Source organism: Pacificibacter marinus, assembly GCF_018860665.1.
In the GTDB taxonomy this organism is placed as follows: Bacteria; Pseudomonadota; Alphaproteobacteria; order Rhodobacterales; family Rhodobacteraceae; genus Celeribacter; species Celeribacter marinus_A.
In genome coordinates this window covers 101,986-124,891 of sequence record NZ_JAHKPK010000060.1, presented here as the reverse complement: position 1 = coordinate 124,891, position 22,906 = coordinate 101,986, and the positions used below count along the sequence as shown (strand labels likewise).

The window sequence follows — 22,906 nt, the reverse complement described above, 5'->3', positions numbered from 1 at the left end:
AAAGTGACGTTAAAGTGGTGCAAGCCGCGCTATGCGACAGGTAAACGGCTTTCAACCATTTCAGCGTACCATGACGCCCCCACCGGCAGGATTTCATCGTTGATATTGAATTTCGGATGATGCACAGGGGCGCTGTCGCCATTGCCGACAAGAATATAGGCGCCGGGGCGTTCCTCAAGCATATAGGCGAAATCTTCGCCGCCCATCACCAGTGGCGCAAGATCACAACTGCCTGCAACTTTGGTGGCGGCATCTATCGCATATTGCGTTTCGCGGTCATGATTGACCATCACAGGATAGCCAAGCTTGTAACGCAGATCGATCTCAGCGCCAAACGTCGCGCCAATCCCTTGCGCAATGGCTTTCACGCGCGCCTCAGCCTGCGCGCGGACTTCTTTGTTGAGCGAACGCACGGTGCCGCGCAACTCAACCGAGGCAGGCAATACGTTATGGGCCTTTGACGAGGTCTCGAACGATGTGACCGAGACCACAACCTGTTCCGTCGGGTCCACATTGCGCGCGGCAATGGTCTGCAAAGCGATCACCAAATGCGATGCCACGACGGTGCTATCGATGGCCTCATGGGGCTTGGCCGCATGTCCGCCTTTGCCCACAACTGTGATGTTGAATTCATCCGTCGCGGCGAAAAACGGCCCCGTGCGAATGGCAAATTGCCCCAATGGCTGACCTGGCCAATTGTGCATGCCATAGACTTCGTCAATGTTCCACCGCGCCATCATGCCATCAGCGCACATCTCGCGACCGCCGCCCCCGCCCTCTTCGGCGGGTTGAAAGATCACCACGCAGGTGCCATCGAAATTGCGGGTCTCACATAGATATTGCGCAGCCCCCAACAACATCGAGGTGTGCCCATCATGCCCGCAAGCGTGCATCACACCGGGATTGATCGAGGCGTAATCAGCGCCGGTTTCTTCCAAAATCGGCAAAGCGTCCATATCTGCGCGCAATCCAACAGTGCGGCCTGATGCGGATTGCCGACCTTTTATGACACCAACGACGCCAGTGCGCCCGATGCCCTCGACAACCTCATCGCAGCCAAAATCACGCAGCAAATCCGCGACCTTTTTGGCGGTGCGGTGAACCTCGAACATCAGTTCAGGATGCGCGTGAATGTCTTGACGCCATTCGGCAATCTGCGGCTGCATATCGGCAAGACGGTTTTTAACAGGCATGAGGGGCTCCAAGCGATGGTGTTTATCTAAGCAATACGGTTTTGACCTCAAAGCGCAAGGGAGACAGAGCGCGCTTTTGATCCCTTGGTCAATATATACGCAGATGTGAATAAAGAACGACACAGCCCGCAGCATCGTCGCAAACCTTTGTGATGTCCCCATCACCGCCAGTTTCACAGAACAAACACGTCAAACAGATACGCAGGCGCAAACAAAGTCCACCCTGCCCCATATTCACAAATCTTAATCTATCTGCCAAAGAGGCATAAATCTAAAAAGACCGATTCCCGAACGCGCAGGCTCCAAACGCACTGCCCCCAAACACTCTGATCAAAGGACGCCCCCATGTACGAACAGCTCGGACTAGACGTCGATCCGCGCCAAGCGGCGATTATTTTCGGCCTCTTGGTAGGCTTTTTGTTTGGCGGGCTTGCCGAAGCGTCACGTTTTTGTTTTCGCCGCATGGTCGCAGGGCCACGTGGAGAGCGGCGCGCAGCCTCGGACGTTTGGTTTGCGGGTCTCGCGGTGGCTGTGATCGGCACGCAAATCGCCATCGCACAAGGGGTCATTTCATTTGAAGAGCACAGGTTCTTTGCCGCAGATCTGCCGTGGCTGGCCATCGTGATCGGCGGATTGGCTTTTGGCGCAGGTATGGTGTTAACGCGCGGCTGCGTGTCGCGTTTGACGGTTTTGGCGGGCACAGGCAATCTGCGGGCTGTCATTGTTTTGCTCGCCTTTGCCTTTGTTGCTCATGCCACGCTGAAAGGCGTTCTGGCCCCTGTGCGCACCACACTTGGCGCTGTGACGTTACCTTTGGATAAGGCAAGCCTGCCCGGTAACCCTATGATCTGGAGCGCGATTATCGTGATCGCAGCCCTGACCATTGCACTGCGCTCTGAGGCCCGCAAACGTGACATGGTGCTGGGTGCTTTGATCGGCGCTTTGGTCCCGCTGGCTTGGGTTGGCACAGGATATGTGCTGTTCGATGAATTCGACCCCATCGCGATGGAAAGCCTGTCGTTCACATCCCCTGCGGCTGAAACCTTATTCTGGGGCATCGCCTCATCCTCTATTCCCGCTGGCTTTGGCGTTGGCCTATTGGGCGGTGTGGTGGCGGGCGCTTTGGTGTTGTCCGTGCTCTTTGGTCGGTTCCAATGGCAAAGTTTCGAGACCCCACGCCAGACAGGGCGCTACTTTGCAGGGGCCGCTTTGATGGGCGTCGGTGGTGTGCTGGCCGGCGGCTGCACCATGGGCGCGGGCCTGTCGGGCATTCCCACACTGTCTATCGCTGCGATCTTGGCTGTGGTCTCGATTGCGATCGGTGGCAAAGTTACGGCGCAGCTTTTGCGTGATGGAGTGCCTTCAAGCGGCGCAACCCAAACCACACGCAGCCAAGCACCAGCGGCGTAATCCCTGCCAATGCCAGCCCCTTGCTGATGCCGAGGGGGTGCAAAAACGGATAGATCGCATAGCCCACAAGACCCACAGCGTAATAGCTGATGGCGACCACGGACAGGCCTTCGACTGTTTCTTGCAATTGCAATTGCAGATTGGCGCGGCGATCCATCGAGGCCAACAAGGCCTGATTTTGCATCTGCCGATCCACATCCACTTTGGTGCGCAACAGATTGGCCGCACGCTCGGCCCGATCCGCCAAGTTTTCCAACTGACGTTTGGCAGCATTCACGGTGCGCATCGCAGGATCAAACCGCCGCATCATAAATTCCGAAAACAATTGTCCGCCGCCAAAGCGTTCTTCGCGCAGCACTTCGATACGTTGCTCGACAATGGCGGCATAGGCGCCCGTGGCGCCGATACGGAAATTGGTTTGCGCCACCAGCCGCTCAATCTGTGTCGATAACCGCAGAATATCGCCCAGCATATCATCCGCCGGTCCCGCATCTTTGGCGGTCATTTGATCCATCAGCGCGGCAAGCTCGAATTCAATATCTGCCGTCTCGCCATTGATCCGCCGCGCTTGGATCAGCCCAAGCATCGACATCGATTTATAGGTCTCGATCTCGCAAAGACGTTGCAAAACCCGTCCGATCCTCTGCGCCCCGCATTCAGGGCGGGTGAACATCGCAAAGCGCATATGCCCGTCTGTGTCGATCCGAAAATCGGAAGCCACAGCCATTTCGCCATCCAGCACATAGGCCACAGCAAGACTTTCAGGTTCCAACCAACTGCGCAAACGCTTGCGCGCCCAATCTTCGGATTGCAAAGGCTCGATCCGCAAAATCGCAGAGGTCACGCGCTGCCCGGGTGCTGCGTCCAGCCAATCTTGTGGGAACAGATCAAACGTTCCGTCATCAAACCGCACGTCCGAAACCCCATCGGTGAACAAAGTATAGGTCACAAACTCTGTATGGCTTTCCCATTTCAGATGGTACTTGCCCAACTCGCCCATGAAATGCGTGGCCTCTGGCGCTGGATGCGCAGCCCCAAAGCGATCCAACAAGGCAATCAAATGTGCGCGATCCAAGGCCCGATCACGCCGAGCGGCATCGCCCGCACTGCGGATGGCCAAATAAGCCGCCCGCGACGGCGCATTCAAGCGTGGAAACGGGCGAGCGTGCAGCTCATTCGCCAACTCATAGCGGCGCGGGTGGTCGATAATAGGGGCCATGTTGGATCTCGTGCGTGTTGATTTACCTCACACTAGATCCAAAAAGCCCCTGTAGATAGAGATATATCGTCGCATATCAAAGACTTATCGGAATACCAACGTATACCAAAACCTGTCTAAGTTTGCCTAAGGCCATTTCACCTTGCGGCGCGAACAATCGGCGCAAGGGCTTCACACCGCGCCAATCTGGCTCAGATGTTTTTTGTCCAGACCAATTGAAAAGCCAACGGTGGTGACAAACATGCCAGAGACGAAAAAGCACTGACGGGTCGCCACGTCCCTGTGAGGAACTTGAAACAAAACATGGCGGCAAGGATCAGTCCTGCCGCCATGCGCATTGAAACCTGTCAAAACCTCACTCAGCAGGCGGCACATCAACACCTTCTGGTGGCGGACCACGACGCACATCAGACGCATCACAGATAAGCCCGCTGTCCTCAGAGGCGCAGCCTGTTTCGGCCTTAAAGCATCCCACGATGGCGTTGCTCGCGGCTTCACCTGCATGATAGTGATAGGCCATACCATCAGCTTCATGACCACCGCAATTATCAAGCCCAGAGACCACCTCACCTGCCGCGTCAAAACGGCTGTAAATGTCGTGGCCATCCATGGCGATACCGATTTTAACGGCACCTTCAGCGACATCCTCTGCGTCATGGAAATGCTCAGCCTCGACACCGGGCAAACAATCACGCACCGAATGATAATGATACCCCACATGCGTATTCACATGGCCACCGCAGTCATCAAAGGCGGCAATGGTGTGGGCGCTCAAGATCGCTTCAACAGGTGCCGGCCCATCAAGGCGCACGCCGTTATAGGCCAAACCAGCACCGGACTCGCGGGTGTCTTGGTCACTGGTGGCCACATGGGGTTCCAGCGGGATCACATAGGTCATAGAGGCATCGTCGGCCATATATTCAGGCAAGCACTGCACGCAGTAGTTCTGATACTCTTCGGCCACATCAGGGCGTGCAGCAGCTTCGCAGGCTTCCTGAGTGTCGGTCACACGGATTTCACCCGTTTTCGGATCATATAGCTGCCATTCGCCATCATTATACAGCTCATCTAGCGTGGCGATAAAATCCCCATCCACATCCATCACCTTGCCATCGGCAAACCAAATGCCGCCTTTGCTGGCGTCATCTTCGATATTGGTCGGACACCATGGACCCGGAGTGTAATCTTGTGGTTCTGGTCTGACCGTGATCGAAAAACACTTGGTTTGCATGCCTTGCGACAGGGTGCAATCGACGATTTCAGGACCGTTCAAAATCGCGGCGGTTGAAAAGAACGCCTCCAATTCTGCGATACGATCCTGTGAGGCATGGTCATCATGCGCCGAGGTTGCAAGGGGGATGATCGCCAAGACGATACACTGGCTTAAAAAGGGAAATTTCATAAAGTATATCCATCCTGTCACTGACATAGCGCGACGGTGCGACGGCTTTGTTGACCGCGATCCGCATTGTTCACTTTTATGTTACGTCACATGGCGAGATTTCCGTCGCATTAATTTGCCTGAGGACAAAAAATGGCGGATCAGTCAGATGCGGCAACAAAAAAGGCGGCCCATTTGGACCGCCTTCCCTGAACTATCACGCAGTGCCTTAGTCGATTTTAGGCAACAAGGCGTTTACAGAGTCTTTGGCATCGCCGTAGAACATCCGCGTGTTTTCTTTGTAGAACAACGGGTTCTCGATACCGGAGTAACCGGTGCCTTGACCGCGTTTGGACACGAACACTTGCTTGGCTTTCCAGACTTCCAGAACAGGCATGCCTGCAATCGGTGAGTTTGGATCTTCTTGTGCTGCTGGGTTCACGATGTCATTGGACCCGATCACGATGACAACATCCGTATCCGGGAAGTCCTCGTTGATTTCGTCCATTTCCATCACGATGTCATAAGGCACTTTGGCTTCCGCCAGCAAAACGTTCATGTGGCCCGGCAAACGCCCCGCAACGGGGTGGATGGCGAAACGCACGTTTTTGCCTTTGGCGCGCAGTTTGTTGGTCAACTCGGACACCGCCGCTTGGGCCTGCGCCACCGCCATGCCATAGCCTGGAACGATGATCACTGAGTCCGCTTCGTTCAATGCATTGGCAACGCCATCCGCATCAATCGCAATCTGTTCGCCTTCCACTTCCATCGCTGGACCCGTTGTGCCGCCAAAGCCGCCCAAGATCACAGACACGAACGAGCGGTTCATCGCCTTACACATGATGTAGGATAAGATCGCACCAGAAGAGCCCACAAGCGCGCCCACAACGATCAACAGGTCGTTCCCGAGGGAGAAACCAATCGCCGCAGCGGCCCAGCCTGAGTAGGAGTTGAGCATGGAAACAACCACCGGCATATCCGCGCCGCCGATGCCCATGATCAAGTGGTAACCAATGAACAAGGCAGCCAAAGTCATGATGATCAGTGGCAAAACCCCACCAGTGTTGAAATACCAGATCAAGGTGATGGCAGAGATCGCCGCAGCACCCGCATTAAGCATGTGCCCCCCTGGAAGCTTAGAGGCATTCGAGGACAATTTGCCCGCAAGCTTGCCGTAAGCCACAACAGAGCCGGTGAAGGTCACAGCGCCGATAAAGATGCCCAAGAACAATTCAACGCGCAGGATGTTGATCTCGACAGCTGTTTTATGCGCGAGCAAGCCCGCGAAGCCGTCCAGAGTGGCACGCGTTGCATGATCCATGCCCAAAACGCGACCAAGTTCGATATGCGCAATCAAGCCCACGAACACAGCGGCCAAACCGACCAACGAGTGCATCGCCGCCACAAGCTGTGGCATTTCCGTCATTTGCACGCGTGTGGCCACAACATACCCAATGGCACCGCCACCTGCGATCAGCAGAAGCGATAAGAACCAAAGGCCAGCGCCCGGTCCAACAAGTGTTGCCGCCACGGCCAAAGCCATACCAACAATGCCGTACCATACAGCGCGTTTTGCGCTTTCTTGTCCTGACAAGCCTCCCAAAGAGAGGATGAAGAGGACTGCCGCGACCACATAGGCCGCTGTCGTAAATCCGAATTCCATAATCCTATACTCCTTAAGATTTCTGGAACATGGCAAGCATGCGCCGTGTGACGAGGAAGCCGCCAAAGATGTTGATGCCCGCCATAAAGACCGACAAGGAGGCCAATAGGATCACAAGGAAAGACCCAGATCCGATTTGCATCAAAGCACCCAAAATGATGATCGATGAAATCGCATTGGTGACCGCCATAAGGGGGGTATGCAGTGAATGCGCCACGCCCCAGATGACTTGGAACCCGATGAAGACAGACAGAACGAACACGATAAAGTGCTGCATAAAGCTGGCCGGAGCCACAAGACCGACAGCCAACAACAAAGCCGCACCCACAGACAACAAGATCACCTGATTTTTGGTTTGTGCTTTAAAGGCAGCCACTTCGGCTGCGCGTTTTTCTTCGGCTGTCAGCTCAGGCACAACCTCTTTTGGCTTGGCTGCGATTGCTTGGATTTTGGGTGGGGGTGGCGGGAAAGTGATTTCACCTTCGAACGTTACAGTCGCCCCACGGATCACGTCATCTTCCATGTTGTGATTGATCTGACCGTCTTTGTCTGGGGTCAAATCTGTCAACATGTGGCGGATGTTTGTGGCATATAAAGTCGACGCTTGGGCTGCCATACGCGATGGGAAATCAGTGTAACCAATGATTGTGACACCGTTGTCTGTGACGATTTTCTCGTCCGCGACTGTCAGCTTACAGTTGCCGCCTTTTTCCGCTGCCAGATCGACGATCACGGACCCCGGTTTCATGGCTGCAACCATGTCTTCGGTCCAAAGCTCAGGCGCTTCGCGGTTCGGGATCAAGGCTGTGGTGATCACGATATCGACCTCTGGGGCCAATTCGCGGAATTTCGCAAGCTGGGCTTCGCGGAATTCAGGGCTGGACACAGAGGCATAGCCACCTGTCGCAGCACCGTCTTGCTGTTCTTCTTCAAAGTCCAAGTAGACGAATTCAGCGCCCATGGATTCGACTTGCTCGGCCACCTCGGGTCGCACATCAAAAGCATAGGTGATCGCGCCGAGCGATGTAGACGTCCCGATCGCGGCCAAACCGGCCACACCAGCGCCCACAACCAAAACCTTCGCTGGCGGCACTTTACCTGCCGCTGTGATTTGACCGGTAAAGAATCGGCCAAAGTTGTTGGACGCCTCAATAACCGCACGGTAGCCCGCGATATTGGCCATGGATGACAGAGCATCCATTTTCTGCGCGCGGCTGATGCGGGGCACCATTTCCATCGCAATGACATTAGCGCCCTTCGCTTTCGCCGCTTCCATGCCCGCGTCATTTGCCGCAGGGTTGAAGAAGGAAATCAAGGTTTGGCCTTTGGTCAAACGTTTGAGCTCAACAGCTTCAGGTTGGCGAACTTTGGCAACGATTTCAGCGGCTTTCCACAATGCTGCTGCGGTTTTTACCACCTCAACACCAGCCTCTTTATAATCCTTGTCAGCAAAACCAGCCAGCGCGCCAGCGCCCGTTTCAATAACACAGTCGTAGCCAAGCTTTTGCAGCTGTTTGGCACTGTCAGGCGTCAACGCGACGCGCGCTTCGCCTTCATATAATTCCTTAGGAATACCGATCTTCACGAATTTTTCCTCTTTTCCCCAGTCAAAATTTTTGACATCTCACAAGTCCTACCAGAACAAAAAACAAGCGCAACATTGTTGCGCTAACATTCCAACATTTGAACATTCTTGTTCATTCGTAGAACAAGTGCTGCCCAAAGTCCTTAAGTGGCGTGCAAAGTGTTTTTCGCGCCACTTAAAATCATTGGTTGTAAAATGCCTCCTCCACTTCTTTCGCCTGACCCAACGAAAGACAGTCCAACCTCAGGTCTGAGCGCATTCTAATGCAAATGATGCAGAAGGAAAGCTCAGGATGGTATACCATTTTCAAAATGTCGAAAATATATGTCATTAAATGCTGTGCAAATCTAGCGATTAAAATAATTTCAACATACAAAAATGATGTAGACTATAAATCATGAAGATCCGCCCCCTCACCCATGCAGATGCCGACCGTTGCTACGACGTGTTTTTGCGCGCCGTGCATGAGGGCACGGGCGACTTTTATACAAAAGAACAACAAAGCGCATGGGCTCCGCCCCGCGCCTGGGCCCCCAATGACTGGCCTGAACGCCTGACGCAAGGCTATGCAATTGCAGCCAAACGCTGGGGTAAAATCGTGGGATTTATGACAATGGGCACGGACGGCCACATCGATTTCGCCTATGTCTTGCCAAATGAAAGGGGCAAAGGCACCGCTGTGACGCTTTATAAAGCCTGCGAAGCCGAAGCGCGCAAACGAGGTCTCACAGTGATGGACACAGAAGCCTCGCATCTGGCCAAGCGTTTTTTTGAAAAACTCGGTTGGCAGGTCACTGCACGGCAAACGGTGATCCGCGATGGCGTCGGGATTGAAAATTTTCGAATGGAAAAAAGCCTTTAGGCGCTGGCCAAAGTTTTATGTTTGCGCATTGCATAGGCACGCGCAGCATCCCCAAACGCGCCAAACAGTGTTTTGGACACAGGATCAAGCCCTGCACGCCATTCAGGATGCCATTGCACAGACAGCGTAAAGCCCGGCGCATCCTTGATATAAATGGCCTCAGGCGTGCCATCGGGTGCGTAACCGTCGATTACCACACGCGGTCCGGCGTGCTTGATGCCTTGGCCGTGCAACGTATTGGTTCTGACCGTCTGTGCGCCTAAGAGTTTGTGAAACACACCGCCTTGCGCAAACGTCACATCGTGGCGCAGTTCGAATTTTTCCTCTAAAGTGCCATCAGGGGGCATCCGGTGATTGTCGCGCCCGTCAAGGTCGCGAATTTCAGGGTACAAAGACCCGCCCATCGCAACGTTGACCTCTTGAAATCCGCGGCAAATGCCGAAAAACGGCTGACCACGCTCCACACAGGCGCGTACCAGTGGCAGGGTCATTTCATCACGCAATCGATCAAAAGCCCCATGCGCATCGGTTTCAACCTCGCCGTACTCAGACGGATGCACATTGGGGCGCCCGCCTGTCAGCACAAAGCCATCACAGGTGGCCAAAAGTTCGTCAACAGATAGCATATTTGGATCGGCAGGGACCAAAAGCGGCACGCAGCCGGACACATTGGACACGGCATCCACATTCATCTTGCCACTGGTGAACACGGGATAATCCTCGTGCAAAACGTCGCTATTTCCGATGATACCAACGATGGGCCGTGTCATGTGAAATCCTTATCCTGTCGTAGCGATATTCTTAACATAGGCAAAGGTGACGAGATGAAAAGTTAGAACGACGCGCATGTGATATGCAATAGGCGCACAGAGTGATCTGCGCGCCTCGTGTGATTAGATTTTAATCTATCGTTTGTTTGAAAGATGAATTTAGATTTCGGCGGTAAAACCGGCAGCCTCAATCCCCACCTGCCCCGCAGCTGCGTCATTCTCAGATGTGTCTCCAGTGACACCGACAGAGCCAATCACTTTGCCGTCAGTAGATTTCACCAAAACACCGCCCTGCACAGGCACAACCGTGCCCCCCAGCGCAGTGTTCAATGCGTTAAGAAATTCCGGGCGCTCTTTGGCCATTGCGTTCAAGGTCGTGCCAGACATGCCCATCATAACAGCGCCGTACGCTTTGCCATGAGCAATCGCATAGCGCGCAGGCGAGGTGTCATTGGCCCGCGCAAAGGCAATCGGGTGTCCGCCAGCATCCAGCACAATCACCGACAAAGGTTTCATACCATGTTCCACCCCGTAGGCTGTGGTGGCTGCAATCATTTGTGTGGCGGCTTCGAGAGTAATAGTGGTCATGAGTTATCCTTGGGCTTTCAATTCTAGGCGACGCGCATGCAGCACGGGCTCGGTGTAACCAGAGGGCTGAACGCGTCCTTTGAACACCAAATCACAGGCGGCTTGGAATGCGATACCATCGAAATTCGGGGCCATCGGCGTATAAAGCGCATCGCCCTCGTTCTGGCGGTCCACAACAGCGGCCATTTTTTTCATCGCGGCCATCACTTGGTCTTCGGACACAACCCCGTGGTGCAGCCAGTTGGCCAAGGCTTGCGAGGAAATCCGACATGTCGCGCGATCTTCCATCAGGCCCACGTCGTGAATATCAGGCACTTTGGAACAACCCACGCCCTGATCGACCCAACGCACAACGTAACCCAAAATGCCTTGGGCGTTGTTTTCAATCTCTGAGGCGATATCAGCGTCAGACCAGTTCACACCTTGGGCCACAGGAATCGTGATCAAATCGGCCAGCGTACCACGAGCCCCGCCCGCTTTGATCTGCTCTTGCACAGCCATCACATCAACCTTGTGGTAATGTGTGGCGTGCAAGGTGGCCGCTGTTGGCGATGGCACCCAAGCGCAGGTCGCGCCAGATTTTGGATGGCCTATTTTGGCTTTCAACATATCCGCCATCAAATCCGGCATGGCCCACATGCCTTTGCCGATTTGCGCCTTGCCTTTCAGCCCGCAAGCCAAACCGATATCAACATTGCGATCCTCGTAAGACGCAATCCAAGGTTCCGCTTTCATGTCACCCTTGCGGATCATTGGTCCCGCTTCCATCGAGGTGTGAATTTCATCGCCAGTGCGGTCCAAGAACCCTGTGTTGATAAAGGCCACACGCGACTTGGCCGCGCGGATGCATTCTTTCAAGTTCACCGATGTGCGACGTTCTTCATCCATGATGCCCAGTTTCACTGTGTTCTGCGGCAGACCCAAAATCGCTTCGACGCGGGTGAAAATTTCATCTGCAAAAGCAACTTCGTCTGGCCCGTGCATCTTGGGCTTCACCACATAAACAGAGCCCGTCACAGAATTGCGTGCGCCGCCTGTCTTGTTCAGATCATGCATGGCGATCAACGTGGTGAACATCGCGTCCATCAAGCCCTCGCCGACCTCGCGCCCCTCACTGTCGGTCACCGCTGGATTGGTCATCAAGTGGCCAACATTACGCACCAACATCAAGGCGCGGGTTTTCACAGGCAGGTCTGATCCATCGGGGGCGATAAAGCTGTCATCATCGTGCAATGCGCGGGTGATCACCTTGCCGCCCTTGCGGACCTCTTCGGTCAAATCGCCCTTCATCAGGCCAAGCCAATTGCGGTAAGCGCCAATTTTTTCTTCCGCGTCCACAGCTGCGACAGAATCTTCGCAATCCATGATCGCAGACATCGCACTTTCCAACCGGATGTCGGCAATGCCTGCAGGGTCTTGTGCGCCCACTGGGGTGCTTGGGTCGATCACAATATCGATCAACAACCCATTGACCCGCAGCAAAACATGACCCTCTTTAGAACCCGCCAATTGATCAGGATTGGACAGGCCAGTGTCGCCCTTTGAACCACTCGCAATCATCATACCATCTTTGACGGAAAGCGCCGTGACATCCGCCCAAGAGCCGCCCGCCAATGGGGCCACGTCATCCAAATGCGCCTTGGCCCAAGCAATCACGCGTCCACCGCGTTCACTGTCATAGCCCTTGCCTGTCGCCACATCGCCCAGCGCGTCGGTGCCATACAATGCATCATAGAGCGACCCCCAGCGTGCATTGGCGGCGTTCAAGGCGTAGCGCGCGTTGGTGATCGGCACCACAAGCTGCGCACCTGGGATCAGCGCCATTTCAGGGTCAGTGTCTGTTGTCTCAATCTCGAAATCTGCGCCCTCAGGCACGATATAATCGATCTCACGCAAAAACGCTTCATAGGCTGCGGCATCATGCGGCTGACCTTTGCGGGCGATATGCCAGTCATCGATCTGCGCTTGAATGCGTTCGCGTTTGTCCAACAAGGAGCGGTTTTTAGGCCCAAGTTCATTCACGATCGCCGCAAAACCCGACCACACAGCCTCAGGCGTGATATTCAATCCAACAAGGGCTTCATCTTCAACGAAGCGCACAAGATCAGTTGCAATGTTTAGGCCGAAAATTTTGGTGGTATGGCTCACGGAATCATCCTCTCAGGTTGGGATCGCTTTTATGCGAACCGTAGGCAGGAAAGCGAGGCGCGACAAGGGCGGTCATATTTTTTTACCAAAATGATTAAATATAAATCGACTGCTCGAAATCTCATCATTTTTGTGAACCTATGCTCTCTGCGGCCAAACGCCCTAAGACCATCGGTGACTTGCAGCCCCTTCGACTGCGGACTAACCTCTGGCTCGATCACGCATTTCAAAGTGAAAGCCCTTATATGACAGCCCTCGCCCCACAGACTATTTTCCTCAAAGACTATGCCGAGCCTCACCATTGGGTAGAGACCGTGCACCTGACATTCGCTTTGGCCCCCCGCGCCACGCGTGTCACATCGAAAATCGTCTTTACGCCGAATACAAATAACCTTGGTGATCTGATCCTCAATGGCGAACAGCTTTCACTGAAATCTGTGACCGTGAATGGCGCGCCTGTATCATATGAGGTCACGGACACGCATTTAACGGTGAAGCAAGCCGATTTGCCATGTGAGCCTTTCACGTTTGAGGCCGAGGTCGAAATTTCACCCGAAACCAACACAGCGCTTGAAGGGCTTTATATGTCCTCTGGCATGTATTGCACCCAATGCGAGGCCGAGGGTTTTCGCAAAATCACCTACTACCCCGACCGTCCCGACGTGATGGCAGTCTTCACCGTGCGAGTTGAATCCGATCTGCCGGTGATGCTGTCCAACGGCAATCCGCAAGCAGCGGGCGCGGGCTGGGCGGAATGGCATGACCCATGGCCCAAACCTGCCTACTTGTTCGCCTTGGTCGCAGGCGATCTTTTGGCGCATTCCGGCAGTTTCACCACGATGTCGGGCAAAGATGTCGACCTCAACATCTATGTGCGCAAAGGTGACGAAGACAAATGCGCCTTTGGGATGCAGGCCTTGATCGATTCAATGCGCTGGGACGAACGCGTTTATGGGCGTGAATATGACTTGGACATATTCAACATTGTCGCAGTGGATGATTTCAATATGGGCGCTATGGAAAACAAGGGATTGAACATCTTCAATTCGTCTTGTGTTCTGGCCTCGCCTGAGACCTCTACGGATGCCACATTCGAGCGGGTCGAGGGCATCATCGCACATGAGTACTTCCACAACTGGACCGGCAATCGCATCACCTGCCGCGATTGGTTTCAGCTGTGTCTCAAAGAGGGCCTGACGGTCTACCGCGATCAGATGTTCTCAGGCGATATGCGCAGCCATGCCGTTAAAAGGATTGAAGAAGTTCTACAATTGCGCGCGCGCCAGTTCCGAGAAGACAACGGTCCTTTGGCCCATAACGTGCGCCCTGAAAGCTTTGTCGAAATCAACAATTTCTACACCGCCACGGTTTATGAAAAAGGCGCTGAAGTCATCGGCATGTTGCGTCGTTTGATCGGGGATGAAGCTTATTACAAAGGTTGTACGCTTTATTTTGATCGTCATGACGGCCAAGCTGTCACCATCGAAGATTGGATCAAGGTTTTTGAAGAGGTCACAGGTCGCGATCTTGCACATTTCGCACAATGGTATTCCCAAGCGGGCACGCCGCGCCTGACTGTGAACGAGACATGGGACAACGGCACGCTCACACTCAACTTCACTCAAAGCACCCCCGCGACACCGGGCCAAGAGGTTAAAAAACCGCAAGTTCTGCCGATTATGGTCGGGTTGATCGCCCCTGATGGCACCGAGGTTGTGCCAAGCACCGTGTTGGAAATGACCGAAAGCGCGCAGAGCTTTACGTTTGATGGCCTATCCGAGCGCCCTGTTGCGTCCATCCTGCGCGATTTTTCCGCGCCAGTGATTTTGCAACGTGAAATGGATGCCAAAACCCGTGCCTTTTTGCTGGCCCACGACACCGACCCGTTCAACACATGGGAAATGGGGCGGATGCTGGCGAAAGACACGCTTGTGGCGATGATCGTCGACGGTGTTGAGCCTGCTCGCGATTACTTGGATGCGCTGAAAACTATGGTCACCGACGCGACCAAAGACCCAGCCTTCCGCGCGCTATGTCTGGCTTTGCCATCGCAAGATGACATGGCGCAGACCCTGTTCGATGCGGGCGTTACGCCTGATCCGATGGCGATTTACGAGGCGCGTGAAAACCTGCGCCATATTTTGGCAGCAGAGTTGAAAGACGACCTACCCGCGCTTTATGCCGCCAATGATGCGGGCGCGTTCAAGCCTGATGCGGATGGGTCTGGGAAACGGTCCTTGCGCATGGCGGTTCTGTCGCTGCTGACCTTAAACGACCAAGGCACAGCCGCGCAAAACCTGTTTGAGACAGCCGATAATATGACCGAGCAGGCAGGCGCTTTAACTGCGCTTTTGTCTGCGGGCATTGGCCAAGAAGAGCTGGCGAGCTTTTATGCACAGTGGTTCCATGACCGTCTGGTGATGGACAAATGGTTCATGATGCAGGTGGCAGCGGCCGCACCTTTGGACGCGGCGCGCATCGCTCAGACATTGACGGAACACGCTGATTTTAGCATGAAGAACCCCAATCGTTTCCGCGCCGTATTCGGTGCGCTTGCGGGCAATCATGGCGGATTTCATGCCCCCGATGGGGCTGCGTATAAACTGCTGGCAGACTGGCTGATCCAATTGGACCCGCTGAACCCGCAGACAACTGCACGCATGTGTGGCGCTTTCGAGACATGGAAACGTTATGACGCGGATCGCGGCGATATGATCACCACCCAGCTGAAACGCATTTTGGCCACCAAGGGCCTGAGCGGCGACACCACCGAGATGGTAACGCGCATTTTAGGCGCCTAAAAACCTTTTGGGGCATAGGGTCTTGTGACCTGACCTATGCCCCAATACCAGGTTGCGAAAACATCGCGGTATCCAAATCGCCTTTGTTACAAGGCATTGAGAGGCGACGCGGCAATCGGTATCTGTAATCTACCTTGATAGCCTGTCGCAGGGCTCCCCGTCATTTGCATAGTCTGCATCCCCATCTGCTGGTCCGTGGCGACGCGAAAAACCGCATCACGCCGCATGCTTGTGCGATTCAGGTTTTTCAGGCCATCGCCATAGCGCGCATCAGCGCCATAAACCGCGCGACAATCTTTTTCAGAAAACGCCCATTGTGACGCCAAAACAGGTCGCGCCCCAGACACGGCATCAATCACAGACTTGAACACTTCAAAGTGAATATGCGGCCAACGCCCCGCGTAGCAGCCCGGAAAAATGGTTTTAAACGCCACTTTGCCATCCGCACCGACCACACCAACAGCGCGCAAATAATTGCTGTCTTTGATATCATACAGCGAATATCGCCCCATCGCATCGCAGTGCCACAGATAGATCGCACAGCCTCCCAATGGCGCGCAGGTGGCATCAGCGCTGACCAGTTCCAGTTCGCAATCAAGTTGCACACCTTTGGCAACCGAAACCATCCCCGCAAAGCTCCTGCGCATGTCTGAGCGGATCACACCGATATCATCCAACACGTCATGCGCCTGACGCACAAGCGGTTGGCTGCCCGCAGGAAAAGACGCAACCCGACCAGCCTGCACCGGCACGCAATGATCACGCCCAAAGGCCGGCGCACCAGTAACAGCACAGCCCCCCGCTGCAGCCATCAACCTCAGCATTCGGCGTCGCCCGATCAATCGCGGCATGTCATGGGCAAGGCCCAAATCATGATCGTCTTGATGAGCTACGACATCGACCTGTGCGGGGTCATTCGGCATGAAAGGCATCTCATTTATTGGGTGCGTTCGGTATATTACGCAACAGGCAAGCCATTCCGTCGCATAAAGCCGAATTAAATTGATTTCGCTTGAATTGGCCTCGTTTAAATGGGGCCAGCGCGACGCTCTTCGGACAACAAAACATTCGCCTCGACATTACCAACCCCAGGCAATGTCATAATCCGCCGTCTTAGCACCCTTTCAAAATCAGGCAAATCCTGCGCCACCACACGTAAGCGATAGTCATAGACCCCCAAAACATGCTGAACGGTTTGCACCTCAGGAATAGCCGAGACAGCACGTTCAAGGTTTTCCAAAGACACGCGCCCTTTGGTGGCCAGCTTGATGCCTAAAAACACAGTCACCCCAAAGCCCAACTTTTCCAAGTTCAAATCAACGCGGCGCGGTCCAAAAACGCCCGCCTCGCGCAATCGCTTGATCCGCCGCCATGTTGCAGGCTGGCTTAGACCGTGGTCGCGCCCCAATGCCCCTGCCGATTGCGTGGCGTCCTCACATAAGGCGCGCACCAAAGCGCGGTCTATATCGTCCAACTCAAGCGTCATAGTGGCACCTCTTGGCGTTCTTTCACCTGCGCCACATGCATCAGCGCCTCGATGTCAGAAATATGCGGCAACGTTAAAATGTGGTCGCGATACAGGCGCTGGTAATCCGGCATATCACGCGCGATGATCAGCAATCGCACATCCACTTGCCCCAAAAACGTACCGATTGAAATCACTTCAGGCACCTCGCGTGCGGCTGCGATGAATTCATCAAAGGCGCGAGGTTCGGTTTTATCCAGCGTAAAGCGCAATGACACCTCGACCGCATAACCAAGCGCCTGCCAATTGACTTGGTCGTGAATGGCACGGATCACGCCTGCCTCACGCATCTTTTCGACACGGCGCGCGAACGTGGCCCCTGTCACCCCTGCGCGTGCAGCCAAAATCACCACGGATTCCTCTGGATCGGCTTGCAGCTGTCGTAAAATCCTACGGTCTGTATCGTCTATTGGCATGATTTATTCACATATGTACTTCTACAAGAATGAATTTAACACAAAACCGCATAATACGTCAAATTTTGAACTCGCACTTAGCAAGATTTTCACTATTGTCGCCCTCAGACGATTCAACACGACTGAACTCAATAAAAGGAGCGCCAATATGCGCGTTTATTACGATCGCGATTGCGATGTAAATCTCATCAAAGAAGCAAAAGTTGCCATCTTGGGCTACGGGTCTCAAGGCCACGCACATGCGTTGAACTTGCGCGACTCTGGCGCGAAAAACGTTGTTGTCGCACTTCGCGAGGGCTCTTCTTCTGCAAAGAAATGTGAAGCCGAAGGCCTGACAGTTATGGGTATCGCCGAAGCGGCGGCTTGGTGTGACGTGATCATGTTCACCATGCCCGACGAGCTTCAGGCTGAGACATACAAAAAATACGTCCACGACAACATCAAACCAGGTGCAGCCATCGCGTTTGCACACGGTTTGAACGTACACTTCGGCTTGATCGAGCCTAAAGAAGGCGTTGACGTGATCATGATGGCGCCAAAAGGCCCAGGTCACACAGTGCGCGGCGAATACCAAAAAGGCGGCGGCGTGCCTTGCCTTGTGGCTGTTGACACAAACGCGACTGGCAAAGCTTTGGAAATCGGCCTGTCTTACTGTTCCGCAATCGGCGGCGGTCGTTCCGGCATCATCGAAACAAACTTCCGCGAAGAATGTGAAACCGACCTGTTCGGTGAGCAAGCTGTTCTGTGTGGTGGTGTTGTTGACCTCATCCGTTGTGGTTTCGAAACACTTGTCGAAGCTGGCTACGCGCCTGAGATGGCTTACTTTGAGTGTCTGCACGAAGTGAAACTGATCGTAGACCTGATCTACGAAGGTGGCATCGCAAATATGGATTACTCCATCTCGAACACAGCTGAATACGGTCAGTACGTCACTGGTCCACGCGTGATCCCATACGATCGCACAAAAGCTGAAATGAAACGCGTTCTCGAAGACATCCAGTCCGGTAAATTCGTCCGTGACTTCATGCTTGAAAACGCTGTTGGCCAGCCAACTTTGAAAGCCTCTCGCCGTGCAAACGACGAGCATCTTTTGGAAGAAACCGGCGCGAAACTCCGCGGCATGATGCCTTGGATTTCAGCAGGCAAAATGGTCGACAAAGAGCGCAACTAAGCTTTTCGAAACCTAAGACATTTGAAAGGCCTCGCAGGATTGCGGGGCCTTTTTTGTCTATAAAATTACCCCTTGCGACACTGCGCGTTGTGAATGCCGTCTGAGTTGGGTAACAAAGGCCAGCAACAGGCAAATCCTGCACCTGTGAGTTAGAAAGCCAATCCTCATGTCTGATCCGCAAATGAAAGTGGTCATAGTGACCCCTGAAATCCCTTACAACACTGGCGCGATTGGGCGGACCTGTGTGGCTTTGGGGCTGGAATTGATTTTGATCAAACCTTTGGGGTTTTCACTGGATGAAAAAGCCGTGCGGCGTTCTGGCACGACCTATTGGCAGCATGTGCAATTGACGGAATATGATGATTGGCAAAGCTTTCTTGACGATCGCAAACCAGCGCGCGAGGCCTTGCATTTCTTTGAAGAACATGGCGCGCAGAGTTTTTACGAACCCGACTATCCGCAAGACGGCTATTTGGTGTTCGGCTGCGAGTCCAAGGGCCTGCCAGAAACCATTCTGGGCGGTATGGAAGATCGCGTCTTCAATCTACCGATGCGCAATCCCGTTGTGCGCTCGCTCAACTTGGCGAACACTGCCACGGCTGTGATCTATCAAGCCATGCGTTCTCAACTGGGCGGTTAAACGTACAAACGAGCAGCGAAGCGAGTCCGAGGCGCAACATTTTGCATCCATGCGACCCGATTAAGGCTTTTTGCATTTGAAACGTTGGAGACCTCGCGTAGCCATAGGGAAACAGCACAACAAGCAGGGTCACGATGCAACTCAAAACATCCTTAACAGCGCTGGCGCTTATGCTCGCCCCGTCACTAACACTGGCTGAAGGGTCAATCGCCCCTGACGTGCTGCAGATCCCATTGGCGTCCACCCATTTCGGGTCGTGGTCAGAGTCCGACTTCAACGAATTCAACCCCGGTATGATTTTTACATGGGTCGAGCGCGCGGGCGATTTGAACTATAGTTTTGGCGCGTATAAAGACAGCAAATCTGCGACAGCCCTGCATGCCTCTATCGCCAAAATGTGGGACATAGCCGAGCACACCCAAGCGGGCATTGTCGGCGCGTATATTCATTCCACCGGCGAGGGCTTTACCGGCTTTGCGCCTTCGGTTCAACTGAACCACAAATACCTTTTCGTGAACGTGGCCACGGGCTATGACGACGACGGGATTTACGGCGTGGTGGGGACGGGTCTAACTGTTCCGCTCGGCAAGTAACCGATCAAATACATCGATCTTATGAAGTCCGCCCGCGACACCGCGTGCACCTGATCCATCTTGCCTCAAACGCGCAGACCTGATCAAAGTGGCGCAACGCTGCAAAGGATCGCCCGATGACAAACCCAACAGACCAAGAGCTTGCCCAAATCAACGCCGATCGTGCGCGGATGTTTACATGGGCGTTTTGGAAAAGCCTGTTGCAAGGGCGCGAAGGCTTAGGCGACACATTCTGGGCTGGCAATTATTTGGCAGGATTGCTGTTTTTGCCCATCGTCATCGTGATGCTGTTTGTGCCGTTTTTTTACGGCCTGATCGCGCCAGCCTTTGTGATGTTTGGCCTGTACCTCTTGGCCGTCGCCCGCGCGGTTTGGCTTGCCAAGCCAAAGGGCGATAGCGGCAAAGGCATCAAGATTACGGCCTTGGTCTGGACCCTGCTCAACGCGATTTCCGTGATGGCGGTCTCGCCCTACTCTGCAGGACAATAGCCGCTGAGCGGCAGCAGCCTCGAAACAGCACAGCCCCTGAGCTGTGACACTCAGGGGCTTTTGCGCTTCAAACAACACGTTTTTACCGGGTGGCGCTTTCAACGGCGGCCACGACACTGTCGACTGCCGCGTTCAGCGTTGCCTCGGACAGGCTTTCCGCCATCACGCGGATCAAAGGTTCTGTGCCAGATTTGCGGATCAACAGGCGACCATTACCCATGAGCTTGACCTCGGCATCGGCAATCGCGCGTTTGACTCCATCGTTATCAAGTGGCGTTTGCCCTGTTGCATAGCGCACGTTTTTCAACAATTGCGGCACGGTCTCAAAGGTTTTGGATAGTTCGGACGCTTTTTTACCCGTCTCGATCATAGCGGCCAAGAATTGCAGCCCCGCCAATAGACCGTCACCGGTGGTGGCGTAATCTGTCATCACGATGTGACCTGATTGCTCGCCCCCCAAGTTGAATCCCCCTTGGCGCATCCGCTCGACCACATAGCGGTCGCCCACAGCTGTGCGCTCCAAACGCAGTCCTTGGTCCTGCAAGTATCGCTCAAGTCCCAAGTTGGACATCACAGTGGCCACCAAAGCGCCCCCTTGCAGCTTGCCCTGATCGGCCCAGCTTTTTGCCAAAAGCGCCATCAATTGATCGCCATCCGCGATCTGGCCGTTTTCATCCAAAATCATCACGCGATCCGCATCACCATCAAGGCAAATGCCCATATCAGCGCCATGGGCGATCACGGTTTCGGCGGCTGTTTGCGGCGATGTCGATCCGCAATTGTCGTTGATATTATGACCATTGGGCGCGGTGCCCACAGGGATCACATCTGCACCAAGTTCCCACAGCACTTCTGGCGCGGTTTTATACGCAGCCCCATTGGCGCAATCGACCACAACTTTAAGCCCAGACAGGGTCATACCACGCGGCAGAGTGCTTTTGATCCGTTCGTTATAGCGAAACCGTGCATCATCAACCCGTTTGGCCCGCCCGATATTTTTGGCCTGAGCAGGCTCAATATCTGTCATCAACAAGCGCTCGATTTCCATTTCAGCCTCATCAGACAGTTTAAACCCATCGGGGCCAAAGAACTTGATTCCGTTGTCTTCTGCTGGATTGTGCGAGGCGGAAATCATCACACCGACATCGGCACGCATCGAGGTGGTCATCATTCCAACAGCGGGCGTCGGTACGGGGCCAAGCAAGAACACATTCATCCCCGTAGAGGTAAATCCAGCGGTCATCGCTGTCTCGAACATATAGCCCGACAATCGCGTGTCTTTGCCGATGATCACGCGGTGCGCACCACCGCCATCACGGCGAAAATACCGCCCCGCAGCGGCCCCAAGTTTCAACGCCATTTCAGCGGTCATCGGGTTTGAATTAGCGCGACCACGCACACCATCGGTGCCAAAAAACTTACGGGACATCTCGGTACTCTCCACTACTCACCGCTTGCCAAAGATCAAGCGCTTGTTTTGTTTGTTTTATGTCATGAACACGAATGATTTGCACGCCCTGCGCGGCTCCGGCCAAAGCCACCGCGATGGACCCGCCAAGGCGCTCGTCAGCCTTGGGTTCCTTGCCGATGGTGCCGATGAATCGCTTGCGCGAGGCCCCAAGTAAGATCGGACAGCCAAGACTGTGAAATAGCGAAATACGGTTCATAATTTGTAAATTGTGATCAATCGTTTTGCCAAACCCAATACCGGGGTCGATCATGATCTGATCGCGTGCAATGCCTGCACTCACGGCGACCTCAATGCGGTCATTTAAGAAATCATAGACATCCAATATCACGTCCGAATAATTTGGATTGTCTTGCATCACCTCAGGGTCGCCCTGAGCATGCATCAAACACACAGGCGCGCCCGCAACTGCGGTCACGTTGGCCAAATCGGGATCATGCGTAAAGGCATAGACATCATTGACCAGAGTGGCCCCAGCATTAAGTGCCGCTGCTGCCACATCCGCTTTGCGCGTATCGATAGAGATCGGCACAGTGCAGGCTTGGCGCAGGGCGGCAATCACAGGGGCTGTACGGGCAATTTCGTCTTTGGGGGCAACATAGGCCGCCCCCGGTCGCGTACTTTCCCCGCCAATGTCCAGAATATCCGCTCCAGCCCCTATCATCGCAAGCGCATGCTCAATCGCTGCATCAGCGCGCTCGAACTTGCCGCCATCCGAAAAACTATCGGGCGTCACATTGAGAATGCCCATCAGATTGACCCGCCCCATATCAAGACCTGCAATATCGACACGCGGCTTGGTTAAGCGATCTAAGACCTCATGCGGAATATCTATCGCAGCCATGATGCGAGGGGTCGCAACGCGCGAAAGAATTTCGACATGGGTGAACCACAAAGGCCCACCGGCCAAAGTCACTGCTGTGTCGGGACGTGTGCGCCCGTGTTGAATCAAAGGGCGGTGATAAATTGGCTCGGACATTAAGGC

At 54.2% G+C, this 22,906-nt stretch carries 20 protein-coding genes; 7 read left to right on the top strand and 13 right to left on the bottom strand.

What is annotated here, in order from left to right:
- Positions 1-29: 29 nt before the first annotated feature.
- On the bottom strand, positions 30-1,193 hold the full coding sequence (locus KO497_RS16540) for a M20 aminoacylase family protein (RefSeq protein WP_215945061.1): 1,164 nt from the start codon (positions 1,191-1,193) through the stop codon (positions 30-32).
- A gap of 345 nt (positions 1,194-1,538) precedes the next feature.
- Between KO497_RS16540 and KO497_RS16535 the strand changes: the two genes are divergently transcribed.
- Positions 1,539-2,603 carry a YeeE/YedE family protein gene (locus KO497_RS16535; protein WP_215945060.1) on the top strand — a complete coding sequence of 355 codons (1,065 nt, stop codon included), beginning with the start codon at positions 1,539-1,541 and terminating at the stop codon, positions 2,601-2,603.
- On the opposite strand, the gene KO497_RS16530 is transcribed toward KO497_RS16535, so the two are convergent.
- From KO497_RS16530 to KO497_RS16515, 4 genes are all read right to left on the bottom strand, one after another.
- Positions 2,524-3,822 (bottom strand): DUF3422 family protein, encoded by a 1,299-nt coding sequence (locus tag KO497_RS16530; RefSeq protein WP_215945059.1) that lies wholly within the window; start codon positions 3,820-3,822, stop codon positions 2,524-2,526. The two genes, KO497_RS16535 and KO497_RS16530, sit on opposite strands and share 80 nt — an antisense overlap.
- Positions 3,823-4,177: 355 nt before the next feature.
- Entirely contained in the window at positions 4,178-5,224 is a 1,047-nt protein-coding gene (locus tag KO497_RS16525; RefSeq protein ID WP_215945058.1) for a YHYH protein, read from the bottom strand.
- A gap of 208 nt (positions 5,225-5,432) precedes the next feature.
- Positions 5,433-6,866 (bottom strand): NAD(P)(+) transhydrogenase (Re/Si-specific) subunit beta, encoded by a 1,434-nt coding sequence (locus KO497_RS16520; protein ID WP_215945057.1) that lies wholly within the window; start codon positions 6,864-6,866, stop codon positions 5,433-5,435.
- Positions 6,867-6,879: 13 nt separating this feature from the next.
- The gene (locus KO497_RS16515; RefSeq protein WP_215945056.1) at positions 6,880-8,451 is read right to left on the bottom strand and encodes a Re/Si-specific NAD(P)(+) transhydrogenase subunit alpha; all 1,572 of its coding nucleotides are present in this window, start codon (positions 8,449-8,451) and stop codon (positions 6,880-6,882) included.
- 397 nt (positions 8,452-8,848) lie between these two features.
- Here KO497_RS16515 and KO497_RS16510 point away from each other — a divergent pair, with 397 nt between their 5' ends.
- Positions 8,849-9,313, top strand: a complete 465-nt coding sequence (locus KO497_RS16510) for a GNAT family N-acetyltransferase (RefSeq protein ID WP_215945055.1) — start codon at positions 8,849-8,851, stop codon at positions 9,311-9,313.
- Here the strand turns inward: KO497_RS16510 and KO497_RS16505 are convergent.
- From KO497_RS16505 to KO497_RS16495, 3 genes are all read right to left on the bottom strand, one after another.
- Positions 9,310-10,083, bottom strand: a complete 774-nt coding sequence (locus tag KO497_RS16505; RefSeq protein ID WP_215945054.1) for a gamma-glutamyl-gamma-aminobutyrate hydrolase family protein — start codon at positions 10,081-10,083, stop codon at positions 9,310-9,312. The two genes, KO497_RS16510 and KO497_RS16505, sit on opposite strands and share 4 nt — an antisense overlap.
- 159 nt (positions 10,084-10,242) lie before the next feature.
- A complete protein-coding gene (locus tag KO497_RS16500; RefSeq protein ID WP_215945053.1) occupies positions 10,243-10,671 on the bottom strand; it encodes a GlcG/HbpS family heme-binding protein in 429 nt (142 codons plus the stop codon).
- Positions 10,672-10,674: 3 nt separating this feature from the next.
- On the bottom strand, positions 10,675-12,819 hold the full coding sequence (locus KO497_RS16495; RefSeq protein WP_215945052.1) for a malate synthase G: 2,145 nt from the start codon (positions 12,817-12,819) through the stop codon (positions 10,675-10,677).
- Positions 12,820-13,064: 245 nt separating this feature from the next.
- On the opposite strand from KO497_RS16495, the gene pepN reads away from it, so the two are divergent.
- Positions 13,065-15,620, top strand: coding sequence for an aminopeptidase N (pepN, locus tag KO497_RS16490; RefSeq protein ID WP_215945051.1), 2,556 nt, complete (start codon positions 13,065-13,067; stop codon positions 15,618-15,620).
- An 86-nt stretch (positions 15,621-15,706) separates the two neighbouring features.
- On the opposite strand, the gene KO497_RS16485 is transcribed toward pepN, so the two are convergent.
- The 3 genes from KO497_RS16485 to KO497_RS16475 all read right to left on the bottom strand — a co-directional run bounded on the left by KO497_RS16485 (position 15,707) and on the right by KO497_RS16475 (position 17,561).
- Complete coding sequence (locus tag KO497_RS16485; protein WP_215945050.1) at positions 15,707-16,543, bottom strand: hypothetical protein; 837 nt, start codon at positions 16,541-16,543, stop codon at positions 15,707-15,709.
- A gap of 104 nt (positions 16,544-16,647) precedes the next feature.
- Complete coding sequence (locus tag KO497_RS16480; protein WP_215945049.1) at positions 16,648-17,106, bottom strand: Lrp/AsnC family transcriptional regulator; 459 nt, start codon at positions 17,104-17,106, stop codon at positions 16,648-16,650.
- Complete coding sequence (locus KO497_RS16475) at positions 17,103-17,561, bottom strand: Lrp/AsnC family transcriptional regulator (RefSeq protein ID WP_215945048.1); 459 nt, start codon at positions 17,559-17,561, stop codon at positions 17,103-17,105. Before KO497_RS16475 ends, KO497_RS16480 begins: the two co-directional genes overlap by 4 nt.
- Here KO497_RS16475 and ilvC point away from each other — a divergent pair.
- The 4 genes from ilvC (at position 17,560) to KO497_RS16455 (ending at position 20,453) form a co-directional block, all read left to right on the top strand.
- A complete protein-coding gene (gene ilvC / locus KO497_RS16470) occupies positions 17,560-18,732 on the top strand; it encodes a ketol-acid reductoisomerase (protein ID WP_354668131.1) in 1,173 nt (390 codons plus the stop codon). The two genes, KO497_RS16475 and ilvC, sit on opposite strands and share 2 nt — an antisense overlap.
- A 166-nt stretch (positions 18,733-18,898) precedes the next feature.
- The gene (locus KO497_RS16465; RefSeq protein ID WP_215945047.1) at positions 18,899-19,372 is read left to right on the top strand and encodes a tRNA (cytidine(34)-2'-O)-methyltransferase; all 474 of its coding nucleotides are present in this window, start codon (positions 18,899-18,901) and stop codon (positions 19,370-19,372) included.
- 134 nt (positions 19,373-19,506) lie between these two features.
- On the top strand, positions 19,507-19,965 hold the full coding sequence (locus KO497_RS16460) for a hypothetical protein (RefSeq protein ID WP_215945046.1): 459 nt from the start codon (positions 19,507-19,509) through the stop codon (positions 19,963-19,965).
- Positions 19,966-20,081: 116 nt separating this feature from the next.
- Positions 20,082-20,453 carry a hypothetical protein gene (locus KO497_RS16455; RefSeq protein ID WP_215945045.1) on the top strand — a complete coding sequence of 124 codons (372 nt, stop codon included), beginning with the start codon at positions 20,082-20,084 and terminating at the stop codon, positions 20,451-20,453.
- An 82-nt stretch (positions 20,454-20,535) separates the two neighbouring features.
- On the opposite strand, the gene glmM is transcribed toward KO497_RS16455, so the two are convergent.
- Positions 20,536-21,882 carry a phosphoglucosamine mutase gene (gene glmM / locus KO497_RS16450; protein ID WP_215945044.1) on the bottom strand — a complete coding sequence of 449 codons (1,347 nt, stop codon included), beginning with the start codon at positions 21,880-21,882 and terminating at the stop codon, positions 20,536-20,538.
- A complete protein-coding gene (gene folP, locus KO497_RS16445; protein WP_215945043.1) occupies positions 21,872-22,900 on the bottom strand; it encodes a dihydropteroate synthase in 1,029 nt (342 codons plus the stop codon). Before folP ends, glmM begins: the two co-directional genes overlap by 11 nt.
- Positions 22,901-22,906: the final 6 nt, after the last annotated feature.

Excerpts from the sequence above, each read along its gene's own strand:
- KO497_RS16480 (WP_215945049.1), bottom strand. The coding sequence starts at position 17,106 with ATGACGCTTGAGTTGGACGATATAGACCGCGCTTTGGTGCGCGCCTTA.
- KO497_RS16525 (WP_215945058.1), bottom strand. The coding sequence starts at position 5,224 with ATGAAATTTCCCTTTTTAAGCCAGTGTATCGTCTTGGCGATCATCCCC.
- KO497_RS16485 (WP_215945050.1), bottom strand. The coding sequence starts at position 16,543 with ATGCCGAATGACCCCGCACAGGTCGATGTCGTAGCTCATCAAGACGAT.
- pepN (WP_215945051.1), top strand. The coding sequence starts at position 13,065 with ATGACAGCCCTCGCCCCACAGACTATTTTCCTCAAAGACTATGCCGAG.
- folP (WP_215945043.1), bottom strand. The coding sequence starts at position 22,900 with ATGTCCGAGCCAATTTATCACCGCCCTTTGATTCAACACGGGCGCACA.
- KO497_RS16465 (WP_215945047.1), top strand. The coding sequence starts at position 18,899 with ATGTCTGATCCGCAAATGAAAGTGGTCATAGTGACCCCTGAAATCCCT.
- KO497_RS16540 (WP_215945061.1), bottom strand. The coding sequence starts at position 1,193 with ATGCCTGTTAAAAACCGTCTTGCCGATATGCAGCCGCAGATTGCCGAA.
- KO497_RS16510 (WP_215945055.1), top strand. The coding sequence starts at position 8,849 with ATGAAGATCCGCCCCCTCACCCATGCAGATGCCGACCGTTGCTACGAC.
- KO497_RS16500 (WP_215945053.1), bottom strand. The coding sequence starts at position 10,671 with ATGACCACTATTACTCTCGAAGCCGCCACACAAATGATTGCAGCCACC.
- KO497_RS16460 (WP_215945046.1), top strand. The coding sequence starts at position 19,507 with ATGCAACTCAAAACATCCTTAACAGCGCTGGCGCTTATGCTCGCCCCG.
- ilvC (WP_354668131.1), top strand. The coding sequence starts at position 17,560 with ATGATTTATTCACATATGTACTTCTACAAGAATGAATTTAACACAAAA.
- KO497_RS16530 (WP_215945059.1), bottom strand. The coding sequence starts at position 3,822 with ATGGCCCCTATTATCGACCACCCGCGCCGCTATGAGTTGGCGAATGAG.
- KO497_RS16505 (WP_215945054.1), bottom strand. The coding sequence starts at position 10,083 with ATGACACGGCCCATCGTTGGTATCATCGGAAATAGCGACGTTTTGCAC.
- KO497_RS16455 (WP_215945045.1), top strand. The coding sequence starts at position 20,082 with ATGACAAACCCAACAGACCAAGAGCTTGCCCAAATCAACGCCGATCGT.
- glmM (WP_215945044.1), bottom strand. The coding sequence starts at position 21,882 with ATGTCCCGTAAGTTTTTTGGCACCGATGGTGTGCGTGGTCGCGCTAAT.
- KO497_RS16475 (WP_215945048.1), bottom strand. The coding sequence starts at position 17,561 with ATGCCAATAGACGATACAGACCGTAGGATTTTACGACAGCTGCAAGCC.
- KO497_RS16535 (WP_215945060.1), top strand. The coding sequence starts at position 1,539 with ATGTACGAACAGCTCGGACTAGACGTCGATCCGCGCCAAGCGGCGATT.
- KO497_RS16520 (WP_215945057.1), bottom strand. The coding sequence starts at position 6,866 with ATGGAATTCGGATTTACGACAGCGGCCTATGTGGTCGCGGCAGTCCTC.